The sequence below is a fragment of the Vibrio sp. 2130-1 genome (assembly GCF_033339515.1).
Genome location: NZ_JAWOUT010000009.1, coordinates 1 through 20,192, shown reverse-complemented (window position 1 = coordinate 20,192; position 20,192 = coordinate 1). Strand labels below are relative to the sequence as shown.

Genomic DNA, 20,192 nt, shown 5'->3' with positions numbered 1-20,192 from the left:
GTTTAACGTACGCTTTTTTTGATGGCTTCTAAGTAGGCGCGTTGCGCTTCTTCGTTAGAAAGCAGCAAGAAGTTCGGAGCCGACAAACCATAGAACTTATTGATGTCACTCGCGCCGGAGGCTTCTTTCGAGAGCAAACTGCCAGAGCTCAACAAGTACTTGGCGTACAAATCAGGCGCCTCTTGCAGTAACTCGCGTGCCAGTTTTGTCTCTAACCCTTCGCCTTCCAATCGGTTGAGTTGCTCTGCAATGCTTTTGGCCACGATGGCGTAAAGCGATGCTGAAGAGGCAATGCCCTTCGCTGCCATAGATTCTACAATCGCTGCGATATCCAATTGTAATGTGATGGTGGTAAACATCTGACCGAGCGCCAATTCATTGTCGACTTTGATGCGTTGGTCGAGCAGTTCATCGCAATCCACTGGAATTGTTCCTGCGCCCTGTTTTTGGGCGGCATGCTCTGTTGCAAAGTGGAAGCGCTCTGGCCAAATTCGCGCTGCGTCGTTGTCTTTCATCGCGAGCGTCATTTTGCCCTGTTGATCAAATGCAATGATGGCGTTTTGCTGGTTGGACTCCAATGCAATGCCATAACGAAGCCACAAGGTGAGGTGTACTTGGCATAATAGGTCGACGTAATCTTGGAACCACGCCAGCGTATCTTGTTGATAGTACTGCTCTGCCAAGTGTTCTAAGAACAAGCGGTCGTCAGGCATTGGGCTTGCCAGTGCGGCAACCGGAACTAACGCTTTGTCTTCGCAATGAGTAAGTGGGTACTCACGTACGATGTACGCGAAGGTTTTATCCTCGCCGACGTGCCCACCGTGTTTTTCGTTGCAATGGAACAAGCGAGTGTTTAAGTCGGCGTCCGTTTGTTCAAGGTGGTTGAGTAGGCGTTCAAACCAGTGGCCGTCATACAGTGTTGAAGGCTTGATTAAGCGAATGTTTTTCGTGCCTAGCGATCGCATGATCAGCGGAACTTTGATGTGAATGTGCGGTGCCTCGTTGACGACCACAGTACGAACGGAAAGCGTCGGCGTCACGTCTAGATACGTTAAAGGCGCTTCTATCATACCTTCGGGTAAGGCTTCTAAAGATCGCAGGGTGAGCGGATGCGCAGGGAACAGTACGTGGCTCAGCGCAAAATCAGCAGGAAGCCCAACTTGCTCCATGGTTGGCCAGCAATCAGGTTGTTCGCTGGTTAATGTCACCAGTGATTTTTCAATCGCAATCCAATGCAGAGCAAAGCTTGGTGCAAACTCGGGCGCGTACTTAGCAAGGTCTTCATCGCTCAGACCAAACTTCGCCCGCGCAGTTGGATAGTACGGATGGTCAAGGTAAGAAGCGATCTGGTCGGCTAGCAGCAGTTTTTGATGCCAAGAACCAAGCTCGGATATTGGTTGAGAAATGTGGTCTGCGTGATGATGAAACGCTTGGTCACACAGCGCTTTGTGTTTCTCTGCACATTCCAGTTCTTGAAGGTATCCCGCCAACAATTCGTGAGAGCTCTCATGCGCCAGTGTCGTTAGTAGTGCAATCCACTCTTTGTAATGTTGTTGATGCTCGAATTGGCCATTTTTCTCCACCCACCAACCTTGTGGTGTTTCGTCATTGGCGTGACCGTAGCGCCAGTGCTGCATGTAATACGTTGGTGCAACAGGTAAATACAACGTGAAATCAGAGTTGGCAAATATCAGCCAGACTTGCTCGTCTTGAGGAACAATTCCCCCTTTTGGCGCGTCGCTACTGAACTTGGCCTTCGACAAAATGCCAAACATGTCTTCGCGTAAGCAAGTGTCGATCAATCGTTGCGTTAGATACAAAGCGTTGTCATTCATGCTGCCACCTCACGAGTCGGAGCGAGATCGAAATTGCTAAGCGCGTTCTGCAGCGCTTGGTCGAGGTTTCTCCCCGATGGTGAGACAATCGAAATTCGGGCGAGATAATCCTTGTTGGAATAACTCTGTTGGAAGAGTTCTCCCGCGTTTTTTAGTACTTGCTGCTGGGTGATGATATCGCCATCGTGTTGGATGAAGGAGGTTGAATCTCCATCAATCACACCACTGTGCTCCGCAACCACATAGTGCACGTGTGCTGAGCCATGAATTTGGTAATCGCCGTCCAATCTTCGGCCCAAATGCAGACCCAAAATTGTGCTAAACCAACCCAAGTGAGCGAGATTGTTGAGCAAGAATTCGCGGCCATCTCCAATACTGCGGTAGTTAATTTCCACCAAAACTGGGCCGTTTTCCGTGATGATAAATTCGCTGTGGCAAACTCCAAAACCAACGCCGAACGCTTTCAGTTGAGCCAAGCAAGCTTCTCGGTGAGCAATGCCGTTTGGTCCGTTCCAGTCTGCGGCGGTTTCGATAAAGTAAGGCGGCTCAGAGAGCGACACATCAAAACCGCCCACGGCGATAAGTTGGTTACCGTCTCCTAAAGTTTCGAGCGTAACCAACGGTCCTTGAAGAAACTGCTCCACCAGAATGGCGGCGTTTGGGTGCTTTTGCCAAAACGCCTCGCAGTAAGCATCGAGCTCGCTTTGGGAGTCACAGCGCTGTACATCTAGACTTGCCACGCCTTCTTTGGGTTTTGCTACGACAGGGAAGGCCATGCCTAATGCCACATTCGAATGGCGATGCAGCAAACAGCTTTGTGTGTTGGGTAAGGATTTTTCATTTAACACTTGTCGAGTTAAGTGTTTGTTTTTGGCCTTTAACGTGACAGACCAATCTTTGGATGGGAGGCCAAAAAATTGCGCGCAGATGGCGGTGGAAGTTTGTAAGTGATCACTATTGCTGAAAATAGCGTCTGGCTTTAATTCATGCTCCGTGATGGTTTCGATGAGTTCTAATGGGTTGAAGACATCACATTCTAGAATGGTATCCGGATTAAAGTGACTATCACGACTCGCCAACTCTAAATGGCTGAGCTTATGGTCGGTGATAAGAACGACGTGAAGGTCCATCGCTTTAGCTGCAGGCACAAAGCCGTGAGTGACTGCATCGTTAACGACATGACTTACGATAATCATCGTAGATTTCATGAGCTTTCCTAATTTTCTAACATTTTCTTCTAACGTTGATAAAGTCGCTCACGGTCGTCTTCCAATGTGCCTCTCGCGAGACGGAGGGCAGAAGTTTTAGTGTTTATTGTTATTATGTTTGGTTTTTTTTGTTGTTAGTTGTGTTTTTAGGGTAAATAAATATAGAGCATAAAATTAATATTGCAAATAGAAATAATATTTGTTCTTATTTCCATCCGTTGGCTTTATAACAACTAAACGGAATTATGGAATGAATAAATTATTGACCCTGACCCCCTTGGCGGTCGCGATTGGTTCTTCACTAGTAGCACCAAGCGCAGTGGCTTCAGAAGAGACGAACTCAACCCTATCAGCAACTGAAACGATTCAAGTCTTCGGGCATCAGTACGAAGGTTATGCTGAACACATGCCTCAATCAGGCACCAAAACCGATGTGGAATGGCTTGATGTGCCACAAGCGGTATCCGTAGTAACGAAAACAGAAATGCAAGACCGAGGCGCGGTGCGCTTAGTGGATGCGCTAGATGGGGTAGCCGGGGTCAATAACACCTTGGGCGAAGGCAGCCGCGATCAGTTCATGATCCGTGGTTTTGATTCACTCAACGATATGTACCGTGATGGCTTGCGAGATGACGGTACGTTGCAGTCTTACCGCAGCTTAGCGAACGTTGAACGCGTTGAAATTGTGAAAGGCCCTGCGGGTGCTTTGTATGGCCGTGGTTCGGCTGGGGGCATCATCAACTTGGTGACGAAACGCGCTAACGGTGAGAATTTTACTCACGTAAACGGTAGTGTAGGCAGCAACAACCAATATGTTGGTCAGGTCGACAGCTCAATGGCGTTTACAGATAAGGTCAACGGGCGTATTAACTTGGAATACCGTCAAGCCGACTCGTACGTTGATCATGTTGATTCAAACGATTTCTTCATTGCACCGACCATTCGTGTGTTACCAGCGGAAGGTCACACCATTGATATTGACGTGGAATACGCCCATCAAGAACTAGTGCCGTATCGTGGTGTGCCATCAAAAAATGGCAAGCCAGTTGATTTGCCAGTAAGCACTTACTTTGGCGGCACAAACGACTATCAGGAGTCAGACAGTCTCCGTATTGCGGTGGATTACGAATGGCGTCTGAATGATCAATGGGTATGGAACAACCGAGCGGCGTTCAACCATATCGAACTTGAGCAAAAAGGCACGCGTCAGGGCAAAGTGACGGGTAATGAAGTGTCTCAAACCGTCAACAACTTTGGTTACGATCCACGTACTACGACCACTTTACAATCTGAGTTGGTTTGGGAAACCAGGGACAATCAATTGATGGTGGGTGCAGATTTCAACCAGATCGATATCGACCTAACGTTGGCAAGTGACAAAACGCTTCCTCCGCAAAATATCTACGACCCAGTCGTTGGTCCAACGCCTGATCCGGGCTTTAAGCCATTTCGTGACAATACCACCACCACGACAGGTTTGTATGTGCAAGACGTCTATACGTGGGGTGACCTTTCTTTGATCGGTAACGTGCGTTACGACTCGATGGAACTCGAACAACAAAAAGCGGGCTCAGATAAGGAAAAATTGGATGATGACAAAGTCAGCTACCGTGCTGGTTTGGTATACCGCATCAATTCCGACACATCCGTATACGCCAGTTTAGCGCGCTCTTGGCAGTTACCGTACGCTGGTATCTACATCAATCCAAAATTGGCGGAATTCTTCCACACCGACTTAAAAGAGGTGGGGGCGAAAGCGTACCTTTTGGATAACGCATTAATGTTGAATGCGGCACTGTTCCAGATTGATCAAGAGCAACCACAAACTAACGTGGACGGCGATGTGATCGATAAAATTGAAGTGCGTCACCAAGGTATTGAATTAGAGGCTCGCGGTCAAATCACCAAACAGTGGGACATCTCTGTGGGTTACAGCTACTTGGACGCGGAAGACAAAGCCACAGGCAAAAAGCCGAACGATGTATCAGACCACTTGTTCTCTCTTTGGAGCACTTACCAATTGGATGACAACTGGCGTTTAGGCGGTGGTGTGAAGTACGTGGGCGACCGTTACGCAGGTAACGACGAAGCTGTCGCACTTGGCGATTACACAACGGTGGATTTGATGGCGGCGTACACCACTGGTCGTCATAAAATCCAAGCGAACGCTTACAACATTTTGGATGAGAAATACATTCTTGGCGCAACAAACGGCACGTCTGGCTTAAACCAGATTGGCTACGGCGCACCAGCCGAGTTTATGCTCAGCTACGGATATCAGTTCTAGGCTTTTTGTGCGTAGTTAGCGCCTGTTAGCCAATTTTTACCTCATATTGAGGATGTTTAGCCCCGAGAGCTTACGGGATGTATTCTGCCCGAGGCTCAATTTCTCGCAAAGGAGATCTTAATGTCTTACCAGAATTTGGATGGTAAAGTGCGTGTACGTGCTGGTTTGTCTACCACTTACAGTGTGCTTGCGATTGCAATCGCTTCTGCCACATCCATGAGCGCGGTTGCCGCTCCTGCTAAAACAGAACAAACTACCGCGATGGAAACTGTCGTTGTCACTGGTAGCGTGATTGGTAAATCTGAAATTGAAGACGTCAAAGAGTACCCTGGTGCTCGTACCGTCATTACCCGTGATCAAATTGAGAAAACCGCCGCAGGTTCGATTGATAACGCGCTGCAGCGCGTGCCGGGTATTAAAGTTCAGGATGAAAGCGGAACGGGCGTATTGCCTAACATTTCCGTACGTGGTTTGAAAGCAAGCCGTAGTGGTCATGCTCAGTTTTTGATGGATGGTGTACCGCTAACACTTGCGCCATATGGTCACACTGGTCAGTCTATCTTCCCAGCAACACTGTCGATGCTTGATCGTATTGACATTGTACGCGGTGGTGCCGCAGTACAGTACGGCCCAAACAACGTCGGTGGTGTGATCAACTTAGTGACCAAACCGATTCCACACACGTGGCAAACTGAAATCAGTAACCGCCTTACCGTGTTTGATGGCGGTGATGCGCCGCTGAATGATTTTTACCTGCGCACGGGCGGCTGGTTAAGCGACACATTTGCACTACAGTTGGAAGGTAACTTCCTAAAAGGTGAAAGCTTCCGTGAACATTCCGATACGGACGTGAAGAACTTCCAAGCCAAAGCACAGTGGCTACTGAGTGACACTCAAGAGATTCAAGCATTCCTGCAACGTTACGATGCTGAAACGCAAATGCCGGGCGCACTTTCGCCACAAGACTACGAACAAGATCGTCACCAATCGAAACGTCCTTACGATGATTATGAAGGTAAGTCGACGCGCTGGAGTGTTAAGTACATCCACGATTTGCCATTTGCCGACAGTGCCGAGCTAGAAGTGCTAACGTTTGGCCATAAGTCAGAGCGTCTTTTCAAGTGGGGCTTTAACAGCGCGGGTGGCCATTGGGCGGATCCGGCTCTGCCAGCGACGGACGTTCGTACCTCTCCACGTGAATTTACCGTGTATGGTATAGAGCCAAAAATGGCGATGTACTTTGGCGAAGGTAAATCCGTTACTCAAAACTGGATCGTGGGTACCCGTTATGTTAATGAAGACATTGACTACAAACTCACTCAGACTCCAATCGCCGGTGGTGCAACCAGCGTTCCGCGTGATTGGCATCTAGATACGGACGCGTTTGCTGGATACGTTAGCAACGAAATTGGTTTGTTCAATGATACATTGAAGGTAACGCCTGGGTTGCGTGTTGAGTCGGTTCGAATGACGTTTACCGATCGTGGTAAAAAACAAACGGCAGACAACACCGTGACGGAATGGTTGCCAGGTTTGACGGTGGCATACAACTTAACTGACCAGTGGGTGACGTATGCGAACGCGCAAAAATCACTTCGTGCGCCACAAATTGCCTACATCCGAGGTTTGGGTGAAGAAGGTAGCGAACTGGCTTGGAACTACGAAGTCGGCGCGCGTTACACCCAATATGCGACCAGCTTTAACGCTGCACTTTATCGCATCGACTTTGAGGATCAATTGCAATGGCAAAGCTCAACGCAGACCTTCGATAACATCGGAAAAACACTTCACCAAGGCATAGAGCTTTCTGCTCGTTACGTGCCTGAAGCACTACCTGCACTGAGTTTAGGCGCAAGCTATAACTATCTAGACGCTACGCTTGAAGAAGAAGGTGAGAATAAAGGTAATCAACTGCCTTACACCTCTAAGCATCAGCTTGGTTGGGATGCAACCTACGCATTTTACGGCATGGACACCACGCTATCGGGCTTCTACTTCAGTGATTCGTATACCGATAACGCCAACACCAGTGCCGAAGATGCAACAGGCGCAACGGGTAAAGTACCATCTTACATGGTGTGGAACTTCAACTTGGGGACGGATTTATACAAAGACGACAAAGGCAAGTTACGCATGAATGTTGCGGTGAACAACTTGTTTGACGAGGAGTATTACTTCCGCGGGATTGATACAAGCCCAGTTGGTCGGTACCCAGCTCCGGGACGCTCTTACACACTGGATCTGAACTATCAGTTTTAAGAGTTTCGTTCACCGAGTTTGAAAAGAAAAGTCGCCAATTTACCTTGGCGACTTTGCCGATCTTAGGTACTGGAAAACTCTTAACACTGGAAAAAAGCAAGATGAAAAATAAAAAACAATTTACGATCAAACACTTTTCAACCGTTTTGCTGATGCTACTGAGCTCAGCTTTGATGTCATTTAGCGCATTTTCTCAGGTGCGCAGCGTGCAAGATGAGCAAGGCACTTTTGAGCTAGAAGCGATACCTCAACGTATTGTGGTTTTAGAATTTTCGTTTGTCGATGCATTAGCGGCAGTCGATGTCTCACCTGTAGGCGTCGCCGATGACAACGATGCCACACGAGTTATCCCTGCTGTTCGCGCCAAGATTGAACCTTGGCGATCGGTCGGCATGCGCTCACAACCGAGTTTAGAGGCTATTGCGGTGCTCAAGCCGGATTTGATCATTGCTGATGCAGAACGTCATCGCGCGATTTATCAAGATTTGCAGCGAATTGCGCCAACTTTGCTGTTAAAAAGCCGTGGTGAGACATATCAAGAAAATCTCGAATCCGCACACAAAATCGGCGTGGCAATTGGCAAACAAGCGAAAATGACACAACGAATTGAGCAGCACAAACAGACAATGGCGGAGTTCAAACAGCATTTTGCAACACAAGAAACCATTCAGTTTGGTGTGGTTTCTGACAAAGGGATGTGGCTGCATAGCCCGGTTTCTTACGCTGGGGGCGTTTTGAGTACGCTGGGCATCCAAAGCCCGCTGGCTCCATCTGAGCAAAAAGCGTATATCCCAACCAGTTTCGAACTTTTACTAAAAACCAACCCTGATTGGTTGTTAGTTGGACTTTACTCTCAACCAAATATTGTGGATGAGTGGCGAAAAAACCCATTATTTAAGCTGCTAACCGCTGCGAAAAAACAGCAACTTGTTGAGGTATCTCCTGAACTGTGGTCGTTAAATCGCGGCATGTTGGCTGCGGAAGAAATTGCCCGCAATCTTGAAGCGTTATTGGAGCGCTCATGAGTTCGGCGATAAGCTCGGAAAGCGCGTCTTCGGTTAGCAAATCGCATTGGAAAGCGAGCTTGTTTGTCTGTGCTATGGCGTTGTGTACGCTCTCAGGCTATGCAGCCTCAATGATTGGCTGGTCCAACTTTTCTTTGAGCGTTAATGATCTGACAAGCTATTGGTTTGCGTTTGATGAGGGCAATATGCTGCATCAAATCCTCGCGACGCTGCGTGCGCCTCGTACCTATGCTGGGTTATTAATTGGCGCTTCGCTTGCGGTATCCGGAGTGCTGATGCAAGGATTGACTCGTAACCCTTTGGCGTCGCCATCCATTCTCGGCATTAATGCAGGTGCGGCGTGTTTTATGGCCTTGGCGTCCATCGGCGTACCATTCTTTAGTCAATTGAACCCAATCATCAACGCAGTACTCGGCGCGCTACTAAGTGGTGGTGCGGTCATGTTGTTGGGCGGTTTTTTCTCCGCGCGTTCTCACCCATTGCGTTTAGTGCTAGCGGGCATTGCCATCAGTGCGTTGCTGATAGGGTTAACTCGTGCGTCGGTAATTTTGGCGGATGACATGGCTTACAGCGTGTTGCATTGGTTAACGGGTTCACTCTCCGCGGTAGATTCTGAGCAGTGGCAGCAACTGTGGCCTTTTGCGACTTTAGGTTTGGTGCTCGCCATGGGCTTAGCGCGAAACTTAAATTTACTCGCGTTGGGGGACGAAGTTGCTGTCGGGTTGGGTGGTAACATTCGTCTTACGCGATTAATCAGTGGTTTAGCGGTTGTGCTGTTGGCAGGAACTAGCGTAGCGATTGCTGGACCAATTGGCTTTGTCGGGTTGTTAGTGCCGCACTTGGTACGCCCGATTGTTGGTCACAACTATCACATTCTCATTCCGGTTTCCGCCTTGTGTGGCGCGGCATTGGTGACGTGGTCAGATGCTTTATCACGCGCGATTGCCTTTCCGGCTGAAACGCCAGTGGGCGTGATTACCGCGCTGTTGGGCACACCTTGCTTTATCGCGATTGCAATGAGGAAATCATCATGATGAATCAAACCAAACTGTTTGCATTAGTTGGATTGTTGCTGATTGCGTCTTCTCTCACGCTGTTTGTTGGCGCGGCGAACATGTCGGCTCAACAGGTTTTTGCATTACTGTTTTCTTTCTCTGACTCGGACTTTGTGATTCACCAATATCGATTACCGAGAATGTTGCTCGCCATTGGCGTGGGCGCTGGGTTGGGGCTGTCAGGCGTTTTAGTTCAAGGCGTCATCCGTAATCCACTTGCCTCACCAGATTTAATGGGGATAAGCGCCGGAGCAGGACTGGCGGCTACCGCTTGTTTGGTGCTGTATCCGAATGCGCCAGTGGCAATGTTGCCGATGGTCGCCATGGCGGGAGGCTTGCTTGCTGCTGGCTTTATTGCTGTGCTGGCTTACTGGTCGAAACCAACACCAGCACGTTTGGCGCTGATTGGTGTTGCTGTCAGCGCATTTTTAGCCAGCGGTATCGATTTTCTTCTGATTGTGCACCCTATCGAAATCAACACGGCGATGGTATGGCTAACCGGCAGTTTGTGGGGACGAAACTGGCAACAAGTGCCGTTTATTTGGAGTGCTCTATTGCTGCTACTGTCATTGGCGTTTTGGCTGGCTTGGCGGCTAGATGTTATGGGACTGGGAGAAGAAAGCGCTACTACGCTTGGCATGAAACCAAGACAGACCCAAATTCTTGCGCTGATTGCTGCCGTGTTATTGGCGAGCATCAGTGTGTCTGTGGCAGGCACGATCAGCTTTGTTGGCCTGCTTGCGCCGCATCTTGCGCGTTTGCTGTTTGGCCACAGCCACAAGTTGTTGATTCCAGCCGCTGCAACCCTTGGCGCTTTGTTGGTGATTTGCGCCGATGGTTTAGCGAGAGGCTTACAGCCACCAATTGAGCTACCAGCGGGAGTGCTGACATCTGTTATTGGCGCACCATATTTCATTTTTCTTTTGTATCGTTATAGAGGTTGGTAAGCATGTTACGAACGCAGAACTTATCCGTCGCGTACGGCAAACAGACCATCATTCCAGATCTCTCTTTGTCGATTCCTCAAGGTAAAATTACCGCACTAGTTGGTCCAAATGGTTGCGGTAAATCGACACTATTAAAAACCTTGGTACGCATCAATAAACCTGCTTCTGGCCAAGTGTTGTATGACGACAAACCACTAAGCAGCTACGGTGATAAACGCTTGGCGCGTTCGTTGTCTTTGCTGCCGCAGATTCTTGTCAGTCCTGAAGGTATTACCGTCAGAAAACTGGTCGAATATGGCCGCTCGCCTTATCTCTCTCATTGGGGTAGGTTAAGTCAACAAGACAAAGCTTTGGTCGAGCAAGCAATGCAAGATACTGGCGTGATTGAGTTTGCTGACAAGCCAGTTGAATCGCTGTCTGGCGGTCAAAGGCAAAGGGCGTGGATTGCGATGGTAATGGCGCAAGATACCGACGTAGTGATGCTTGATGAGCCAACCACTTACTTGGATCTCTCTCACCAAGTTGAGCTGATGAAACTCATGAGGCAGATGAACGACAAAGGCAAAACAGTGGTCGTAGTGCTGCACGATCTAAACCAAGCGTGCCGTTACTGCGATCATTTGGTGGTGTTGGAAAAAGGTCAGTTAGTCACGCAGGGAACGCCGCAAGAGGCACTGACAGAAGGTATGTTGGCATCGGTGTTTGATTTACAAGCGAGAGTATTTAACGACCCAATCTCAGGCACGCCGATGTGTGTGGCGGTGTAGGTTTACGTCTTTCGAAAGCTATCTGCAATAAAAACGTCGATCCATAAAAACAAACCCCGCTAGTAACAAAGTCGCTAGCGGGGTTTGTTGTTTTTAAGAGCGTCCTTAATGTGGCGTTTAAGCCAGTTTAAACGTTGCCACTTTCGAGTTGAGATCCTCAGCTTGCGATTTCAGCTCAGCAGATTGATTCATCGACTCTTCGGCACCAACTACCAAGTGATCGGTCACATCTTTAATGGACGTGACGTTTTGCGTGATTTCATTGGTTACGTGCGTTTGCTCTTCGGCGGCTGTCGCAATTTGCGTTGCCATATCGCTGATCAGCGCAACGGCCGCGTTGATTTCATCCAGAGCCAGTGCTGCGCGATCTGCATCTTCCACCGAACCTTGCGCGAGCTGAGAGCTTGTATCCATGATGGTCACAGCGCGTTGTGTGGTTTGCTGCAAAGTCTCGATCGTCGAGCGAATCTCTTCGGTTGAGGTGTGTGTGCGTTGTGATAGCACGCGAACCTCGTCTGCAACAACGGCAAAACCGCGACCTTGTTCACCTGCACGCGCCGCTTCAATCGCCGCATTCAGAGCCAGTAAGTTGGTTTGTTCTGCGATGTCTCGAATCGTTGATAGTACGGTTGAGATGTCTTGCGCGTGCTGGTTGAGCTCGCCGATGACAACGCTCGCTTGGTTGACTTCAGAAGACAAATTGTTGATGGATGACTTGGAGTTGATCACTAACTCATGACCATTTTGTGTGCTCGCTGAAGAGTCTTGAGCGGCTTTAGCCGTCTGCTCTGCATGTGCTGCAATCTCTTGCGTTGCCGATGCCATTTCAGTCACAGCGGTCGCCACCATCGTGATTTCTTGTTGCTGATGGTTCAGATCGGAAACCGATTGATTCGCGCGATTCGTGCTCAGCTCCGATTGTTGGCTCAGTTCTTCCGCTTGGTGACGAATGTGACCAATAAGTTGCTGCAAACTTTCAACGAACTGGTTGAAGTTTTCAGCCAGCTCACCAACTTCGTCACGGTTTTCTACTTTGATGCGTTGAGTTAGGTCGCCGCTACCGTTTGCGATTTGTGCAAGCGCATTCGAAACGTTGTAGAGCGGACGGAACAAGATGTTACATAGCAGATTAAACAAAGCTACGCAGATAACGACGACGATGGTGGTTGCGATGATCTGATCCCAAACAGCATCGTAGAGTGGGGCAACCAACGAGTTTTGATCTAACACCGTCACTGTTGTGAGCTTGGTACCCTCTATGTGGCGCGCGTAAATCACATATTCGGTGCCGTTAATAGAGACGCGACGCTCTGTACCTGAACGTGCGGCAGACGTAATGTCGTTGTTGTTGAGGCCTAGCTTGCTAACCGGTTGATTCAGCAGTTTACCGTTGTTATGAGTGAAAATATTGCCCTGTTCATTGGCAATAAACATATAACCTTCACCCGGTAGGATCACTTGGTTCAGGCTGTTCAGGATATCACCGATCTCTACGTCAGCACCCAGAACGACGGTTTGACCATGCAATTGCAGGGCTTTACCGAGCGACACGACGTTAGCCCCCGTGGCTGCTGCGACGGTTGGGTTATCCATAAAGACTTTCGATGGGTTGGCGATTGCATTGGTATACCAACCCCACTTACGAGGGTCGTTATTACCTGGTGGCAAAACCACCCCATTAGCGTTGTCTTGTGACCCGTCCGGGTAAGCGAGGAAAACGTTATCGAACGCGCCAGAGTCTCGGACTTGTTTCAAATGCGTAACCAGAGAACGTTTCTCTGAATCAGAAGAGAGTGACGTTAGTGCGCGCTCTTTAGAGAGTAGCCAGTCCTTTACGTATTGATTGTAAGATGCGCTAGTGCTTTCTAGTCGCTGTGCGACTTCGACATCGAGCCTATTTAATGAATCTCGAAAAGACAGCCCCTCTACCAGCACTCCCCCTAGAATGATGGCGGCACTGGCAGAGATTGCCAGTTTGTTTTTTAATGATAGATTTTTGAACATAAAGCGAATAATAGATCTTTGAATAATAGTTGTTGTGTTTTTATTCTCATCAGTGCTCTCTGCGCTGTTGAATATGCAGCAGAAAGTCAGATTCGAATCTGTTCAATAATTATATTTTATTGCTCAAAATAAATACTGACTCCATGTCGCGAATTTGAGTTTTACACCAAATAAGCAAAAGGATTTGGAACGATATTATTTATGTATTTGTAAAGTAAGGATTTGTCGATTTTTGTAAATGAGAATTGATTTCAATAAATGGTGATCTTTATCACATTTGCGTGTCTGATAATCCATTAAAAATGTGAAGGTTATAGCACCGGATATATATTGATTAGCTTAATCATTGTTATGGGCAATCGTTATGCGCAGTATATTGTTAGTCCCCGCGTTATTAGTGTCAGGGTGTGCTCTGATACAACAGTCGACGCCGATTCAACCTGACGCCAACTGGCACGTGGACCAGTTATCGAACGGTATGAAATACCATCTCTATCCAACAGAAGACCAAGAAGTCTCGGTCCGTTTGGTGATGAATATCGGCTCATTCCAAGAAACATCTTCTCAAAAGGGTTACGCTCACTTTGTTGAGCATATGGCGTTTAATGGTAGTGAGCATTTTACCGGTAACGACGTTGTCAAACTTTTTGAGCAATCTGGTGGTAGCTTTGGCGCTGATATCAACGCTTTTACCAGTTATCAGCAAACGTCTTACCAACTTGACCTTGCGAATAATACGAAGCTAGAAGATGCCCTGAAGTGGATGAGAGATATCGGTAACGGACTTGAGTTTGCTCCTGAGCAAGTAGAGAAAGAAAAAGGGGTGATTCTCGGGGAATGGCGACGCGCCAATCCGGATGATAAGTCCTTTTCTATGCATGCTTACCAAGCCTCGATTGAAGGCACTATGTATGGTGAACATGACCCAATTGGTACTCGCGAAGCGATTCAAAACGCTTCCTCAAGTAAGTTAAAGGCGTTTTACGACAAATGGTACCAGCCACAAAATGCCGAGTTGATTGTGACTGGTAATATCGACGTAGATTCACTGTCCAAGATTATCAAAAGCAAGTTCTCGAACTGGGAAAGTACCTCGGATACGGTAATAGAGAAGCGCCGTGATATTCGAGTGAACAACGAAAACAGAATCTTGCCAAGTAACACGATGGAATCACCAAGTCTTCATTTAGTGATTGAGCGTGGTCTAAGTGGCGGCACGACGATTGAGCAACAACATGAAGTGTGGCGTGATGAAGTCGCAACACAACTCATTCAACAGCGTTTGATCCGTGTACTCAGTGATGCCGCTGAACCTTTTCAATACGCTTATGCAGAGCCCTATTACTCTAACTATCAGCGTATGATGTCGGCAGGGATTTCGTTTGCACCAGATCGCCGCGAACAAATGCACCAGACTTTCATTCGTACCTTGGCGTCGTTAAGAGATTATGGTGCGACTCAATCCGAGTTAGATAGCGTTATGTCAAATTGGCAAGGTGAACTTGCAAATATTGATTCAGATTGGAGTCAGCGCAAGCCAAACAGTTACGCAGAAGCACGTGTTTTTCAAATTGGACAAGACAGTGTCAGCCAATCAAAAGAGAATTACGCCCAGAGTTTGGCAGAATTCATCAACAACGAGAATTTAGAGAGCATTAACACACAATTGACGGCTTTATTATCTCAGCAGCCAAGCTTTTTTATTGGTTTGGGGAAAAGCGAAACGTCAGAGCAGTTCAACGGTGTATTTGCCGCTCTAAACAGTGCCTATCTTCAAACTGGCGAAAAACCGCTAGAGATGTATGACAAAGTGGATGGATTCTTAAAGCCTACCCAGGAAGGCAGCATCACGAGCATGCGTCAGGAAGCGGGTGGTTTTCAAGTCTATACGCTATCAAACGGTATCGAAGTGTGGTTCCAAAAAGATACTAAAGCGGGTGGTCGAGCGTATATTTACTATGCGAGCCAAGGTGGTAAAGCCGCTGTTGATCCGACGTTGTATGCCGCTTATGAAATCGCAGCAACAACGGCAATACGCAGTGGGTTAGGGGCATTTTCTGGTTCAGAGCTAGATAGCTACTTACGCAAAAACAACATTGCGCTTGGCGCGATGCTTGATGCGACCAGTCACGGAGCTCAAATTACGGCGCCAAATACGCACCTAACTGATGCTTTGAATGGACTATACAACCTAGCGACGGAGATTAAAGTCGACGAGCGCCAGATGGCAGCAGCGAAGCAAGAGTTTAAACAGCAGAGCGGCGCTTTTTTTGAATCACCGATGGGAAAACTGATTCAAAAAGCAAACGGCAATTCTTATTTGCCGGGGAGTCGTCATCGTATAGTGTCCAGTGATGATGTTGAACAAGTGACTTCCGAGCAGGTACTAGCGGTGCATGAGCAACTTTTCAAAACCAATGATGGTTTTAAGATGGTTATTGTTGCAAACGTAGAGCCGGAAGAAATTACACCACTTTTGCGTAAGTATGTGGCCTCTATCGAAATGAAACCGAGTCGTTCGATTGATTATCACGTTGCGTTTAACCCGGAAGTGCCGGAGCGAACTGTGGTTGCGGATGGGCATGAACCTTCATCGTTGTATGTAATGCGTTTGACTAATACGAGCGATTACCAACGTACGGCAAGAGACACGGTTATCGAAGATATTTTGCAACGTATTAGTAATGCACGTGTTTTGGATATTGTGCGAGAAGAGTCTAGCCTTGATTACAGCCCGAGCATTTACACCATGACACAAGATCGCGAACCCATCTCTGATTGGCTCTTGGAGTCTCAAGTTGAGCCCGAAGACGTGGCACTTTTAGAGAGTAAACTGGGCAAAGTGTTTGATGGTTTAGCGTCAAATATTACCCAAAAAGAAGTGGATACGGCCGCGAAACAACTGGCAGTCGCGATGCAAGGATTGGATGACAACCCAGCACAGAGATCATGGGCATATACTCGTTATTTGGTGCATGATTACGGCGTCGATGTGTTGCTTGACGTTGAGAAAGTGGCTAAGAGTGTGACGTTAGATGAAGTGAAAGCGCATGCAAAATCAGCTTTTGGTCCACAAGCAAAACGCTCGGTGATGGTTTTAAATCCGGCCGAATAATCACGTAGTTTCTGACGAAAATCGTGGCAATAGTAATAAAAAAGACGGCGTGAAAGCCGTCTTTTTTAAGCACTTTAATCAGAGCGTTTTATGCTGATTTACGCGCAAGTCGCTTTTCATTGTTGGTGTTGTTTTCTTTTGTGTTCGCACTGTCTTGAGCCTTACCCTTTAACGTTACCACTTCTTTTTCAGGTAATTCAGCTGCTTCACCAAAGAATTTACCACCAGGTTCAATGCTGAGGTTATTGCTCCAGATCCTACCGCTTACGCGTCCCTTGGCAAGTACTTGAATGTGTTCTGCGTGACAGTTTCCGTCCATCATGCCATTAATGATCAGCTGTTTAGCGTAGATTTCACCGTTTACTCGCCCGCTTTCTGCGACAACGAGAGTGCCTTCCACGTTAATTTGACCATCGACGATGCCATCAATCTGGACATCGTTTTCTACTTTGAGTTCTCCGCTAAGAGAACAGCCTTTGGCGATGAGAGTTGAAGCTGCTGAGCTACTCGTTGTTCCACTGTTTTGATTAAAGATTCCCATCGTATTCTTCGCTCCTTAGTAAAAATGTCTTCGAAATCATTAAGGCTCCAATCGACAAATGGTTTCGGATTCAGTGCTCGCCCAACAAATCGCACCTCGTAATGCAGGTGAGGGCCAGAAGAGAGCCCACTGTTGCCGGAAATTGCAATCAGCTGCCCTTTTTTGACGAACTGACCACTTTTTACTTTGAACGCTTTCAAGTGCGAATAAGAACTCGAAAAACCGAAAGAATGTTGTAGCCTGAGGAAGTTACCAGAGCCTTTATTACTGCGGCGGGTAACTTCCACTACCCCATCGGCAGGGGCATAAATTTTGGTACCGATATTTACGGCAAAATCGAGCCCACGATGCATCTTGGCAACTTTTGTCACCGGATGGATACGCTTACCGAATCCGGAAGATAGCCGTACGTTGCCGACTGGAGAGCCACTTGGTATTTGGTTTAATAACACCATGCGAACGTTTGAGGTTATCGCCGCTGCATCGAGCCTAGCATCCAAGTTATTTGTCGAGGTATGTTCTCCAACCCCAAGCACTTTCTCTAATTCACCCAAACGTTCCGAAACAAGTTGTACCCGTTCTTCCCGTTCTGAAAGGTCATTTTCTAGCTCTGATTTAAGTGTTTTCAGTGTGCTGAGCTCTTCACCCATGGTGCGTGAATACTCTGTCAATTCAGCTTGTTTTAACGCTGCATTATCAACGCGAGTGTACAAGTGATGAATTAAGATTACGGTCGCGGCCAGAGCAACAACAAAAAAAACGAAAAACGTTTTTATGTTGCGTTGCATCCTTTTACTGAAGTACCAATGTCTTGAGCCATTGATAGTTGATATAGAGATCGTCAACTGGTCTTTCATCGTCTTCTATTGCTCGTATTTGGTATACGTCTCGTCACTGAGTTAGTAGGAATGTAAGGAAAACGAGTAGGGACCGCCAGAGGCAAATTGGAAAGAAGTGTCAGGTCGTGAGGCGTTTTCAGATATTAGATAAAAGACTCAATAAAGATTTAATATTCTGCTGATTTTGGTCGTAATTACTCCAAATCGCTTCATTTAACTGAATATTATGATTTTTAAGGCGGTTATCCGAGAAATTGGATTGTGAATATTGCCAATAGCATCCGCACGCAATTCAACTTACTTCACGGTTTGCCTTATAAATGTTGGATAATTTATCAAACCGACATTCATTACATCGATAACTTGTTTATGATAGCGGTTGATATAAAGCACTATTCATTGGCTTTAAACCTAAGCGTTACATTTCGTTTAGGAACACATAACTATGACAACGGAGTTGGTCGTGAAAAAACTACTATTGGCTACAGCAGTGGTCGCAGCAGCAGGGGGCGCTGGCTACCTGTACCAAAACAATACTACCGCGAGTGATGCAGGCTCACTGTTAACGCAAGTTCCTGCAGATTCACTTATGGTGACGTATCAGACAGAACCTTTTAACCATTATAAATACATGAACGCATTCGGTACGGCGAATCAAGGCTCGATTGCAGAACTTTTTGCCGATGAACCACTGTCTCCACAACAGCAGTTTGCAGTTAACTTATTCGATGGATACCTAGAGAGTGCTGCGTCGCCAGAAACATTAAAAGCTTATTTGGGCACCGGGGAAAACATTAATCCTGTGTTGTACACAATTGGTATGGTACCGGTGTACAAAGTGGATATTGAAGACCCTGCCGCGTTATGGAAAACACTGGATCATGAAGAGCAGATGAGCGGCGCTAAGCATGAGTTGGTTAAGCTTGGTGAAGTCGAGTATCGTCGTTACGAGATGACTGATTCAATTGACCCGCAGGACGGTATTGGCTTGGTTGTAGCCGTGGTTGATAACGTGCTTACGTTAACGGTTGATGTTCCGCAACTGGGCGTTCAAAACCCGATTAAAATGGCATTAGGGCTTGAAGCACCAAGTCAAAATATTGCTGACAGTGGACGCCTTGAGGCGTTGCAAGCCAAATACGGTGAAAACAACAACTCTTTTGGTTACTTTGATCATCGCGAAGTGATTAAAGGTTTGACGACGAAAGATGGCAATATGTTTGCTCGTCAAATCAGCACGTTGGATGCAATAGATCCTGAACCAACGATTGAGGAAATGCGTTCACCAGCCTGCCATACTGAGCTTACTCAAGTTGCAGAAAACTGGCCTCAGTCCGTCGCGTTTGCAGAATACAAGATGAAAGGCGATCAGGCGTTCATTAAAGGTTCTTTTGTTGTTGAGTCCAACAATAAAGTGATTCTAGATGCGCTCAAGTCGATTCGTGGTGTATTGGCTGAGTCTAAAAGTGATAAGAGTTTCTTTAGTATGGCGCTTGGTTTAGACATTAATACTCTAGCGCCATCGATTGGTCAGATTTGGGCTGACTTGACCCAGCCTCAATATCAATGCTCTTTATTGACACAAATGCAGCAAGAGATGGGCGGCCAGAATCCAGCAGCCGCTGTAAGCATGGGGTCAGGCATGGTTAATGGCCTTAAAGGGTTAAGCCTGCAAATGTTTGATATCAAAGTAGATACTAATGCTCAGCATGGTGAAGTATTTAGCCAGCTAGATGGTATGTTGTCTCTTTCTGCCAATGATCCAATGATGCTTATTCAAACTGCGCAAATGTTCGTTCCTGAACTTGCTCAATTGCAAATTCAACCGGATAACCAACCTGTTAATGTCAGTGACCTATTAGAAATGCATACTGGCATGAAGGTGGACGTGTTTGCTCGTCTAAACGAAAACCATTTCACTCTTTACAGTGGTGATAGTGCTGCGGAAGCAAGCAAAGAAGTGATGGCGCAATCACTTTCTCCAAATGGCTTGTTCAGCTTTGATTTTGATTCAGAACGTATTTTGGAAGTGTTAGAGAGTGCGTCGTCAATCACTGGGGAGCCGGTTCCGGATGATGTTGTCAAAAGCTTACAAGGCGAGCTTGTTGGTGGTATGACGATGGACGTGACAGACCAAGGTATTGGTTTTGAGTTTGATTACCGCGGTGCAACTAAACCTGTAACGGTTGCACAGCAGTAACACATTGCGTAGAAAAAGGCGGCTTGAAGCCGCCTTTTGTTTTCAGCCCTAAACCACCTACTTCAGTAGGTGGTTATCATCCGTTTCGGCTTTGCCTGTAAAACTACTCA

13 protein-coding genes are annotated in these 20,192 nt (G+C 47.2%); 8 read left to right on the top strand and 5 right to left on the bottom strand.

Annotated elements, in window-relative coordinates:
* Positions 1–2 precede the first annotated feature (2 nt).
* Together R7Q09_RS14680 and R7Q09_RS14675 are read right to left on the bottom strand one after the other, a co-directional pair.
* Positions 3–1,835 (bottom strand): IucA/IucC family protein, encoded by a 1,833-nt coding sequence (locus R7Q09_RS14680; RefSeq protein WP_318070931.1) that lies wholly within the window; start codon positions 1,833–1,835, stop codon positions 3–5.
* On the bottom strand, positions 1,832–3,043 hold the full coding sequence (locus R7Q09_RS14675; RefSeq protein WP_318070930.1) for a hypothetical protein: 1,212 nt from the start codon (positions 3,041–3,043) through the stop codon (positions 1,832–1,834). The genes R7Q09_RS14680 and R7Q09_RS14675 overlap by 4 nt, the downstream gene beginning before the upstream one ends.
* 250 nt (positions 3,044–3,293) lie before the next feature.
* Between R7Q09_RS14675 and R7Q09_RS14670 the strand changes: the two genes are divergently transcribed.
* The 6 genes from R7Q09_RS14670 (at position 3,294) to fecE (ending at position 11,383) form a co-directional block, all read left to right on the top strand.
* Positions 3,294–5,330 carry a TonB-dependent receptor gene (locus R7Q09_RS14670; RefSeq protein WP_213873719.1) on the top strand — a complete coding sequence of 679 codons (2,037 nt, stop codon included), beginning with the start codon at positions 3,294–3,296 and terminating at the stop codon, positions 5,328–5,330.
* Positions 5,331–5,450: 120 nt separating this feature from the next.
* The gene (gene pvuA / locus R7Q09_RS14665; RefSeq protein WP_318070929.1) at positions 5,451–7,589 is read left to right on the top strand and encodes a TonB-dependent siderophore vibrioferrin receptor PvuA; all 2,139 of its coding nucleotides are present in this window, start codon (positions 5,451–5,453) and stop codon (positions 7,587–7,589) included.
* Between the two features lie 101 nt (positions 7,590–7,690).
* Positions 7,691–8,614 (top strand): Fe(3+) dicitrate ABC transporter substrate-binding protein FecB, encoded by a 924-nt coding sequence (locus R7Q09_RS14660; protein WP_318070928.1) that lies wholly within the window; start codon positions 7,691–7,693, stop codon positions 8,612–8,614.
* A gap of 74 nt (positions 8,615–8,688) precedes the next feature.
* The gene (locus tag R7Q09_RS14655) at positions 8,689–9,648 is read left to right on the top strand and encodes a FecCD family ABC transporter permease (RefSeq protein ID WP_373417389.1); all 960 of its coding nucleotides are present in this window, start codon (positions 8,689–8,691) and stop codon (positions 9,646–9,648) included.
* Entirely contained in the window at positions 9,645–10,616 is a 972-nt protein-coding gene (locus tag R7Q09_RS14650) for a FecCD family ABC transporter permease (protein WP_318070927.1), read from the top strand. The genes R7Q09_RS14655 and R7Q09_RS14650 overlap by 4 nt, the downstream gene beginning before the upstream one ends.
* A 2-nt stretch (positions 10,617–10,618) precedes the next feature.
* Complete coding sequence (fecE, locus tag R7Q09_RS14645) at positions 10,619–11,383, top strand: Fe(3+) dicitrate ABC transporter ATP-binding protein FecE (protein WP_318070926.1); 765 nt, start codon at positions 10,619–10,621, stop codon at positions 11,381–11,383.
* A 117-nt stretch (positions 11,384–11,500) separates the two neighbouring features.
* Here fecE and R7Q09_RS14640 read toward each other — a convergent pair whose 3' ends face one another.
* A complete protein-coding gene (locus R7Q09_RS14640; protein WP_025768674.1) occupies positions 11,501–13,387 on the bottom strand; it encodes a methyl-accepting chemotaxis protein in 1,887 nt (628 codons plus the stop codon).
* 364 nt (positions 13,388–13,751) lie between these two features.
* Here R7Q09_RS14640 and R7Q09_RS14635 point away from each other — a divergent pair, with 364 nt between their 5' ends.
* Positions 13,752–16,502 (top strand): M16 family metallopeptidase, encoded by a 2,751-nt coding sequence (locus tag R7Q09_RS14635; protein ID WP_258481604.1) that lies wholly within the window; start codon positions 13,752–13,754, stop codon positions 16,500–16,502.
* Between the two features lie 88 nt (positions 16,503–16,590).
* Here the strand turns inward: R7Q09_RS14635 and R7Q09_RS14630 are convergent, their stop codons facing one another.
* A complete protein-coding gene (locus R7Q09_RS14630; protein ID WP_080659230.1) occupies positions 16,591–17,043 on the bottom strand; it encodes a polymer-forming cytoskeletal protein in 453 nt (150 codons plus the stop codon).
* Entirely contained in the window at positions 16,947–17,900 is a 954-nt protein-coding gene (locus R7Q09_RS14625) for a M23 family metallopeptidase (RefSeq protein ID WP_213866680.1), read from the bottom strand. Before R7Q09_RS14625 ends, R7Q09_RS14630 begins: the two co-directional genes overlap by 97 nt.
* Before the next feature lie 427 nt (positions 17,901–18,327).
* Between R7Q09_RS14625 and R7Q09_RS14620 the strand changes: the two genes are divergently transcribed.
* On the top strand, positions 18,328–20,082 hold the full coding sequence (locus R7Q09_RS14620; protein ID WP_017634495.1) for a hypothetical protein: 1,755 nt from the start codon (positions 18,328–18,330) through the stop codon (positions 20,080–20,082).
* Positions 20,083–20,192 lie beyond the last annotated feature (110 nt).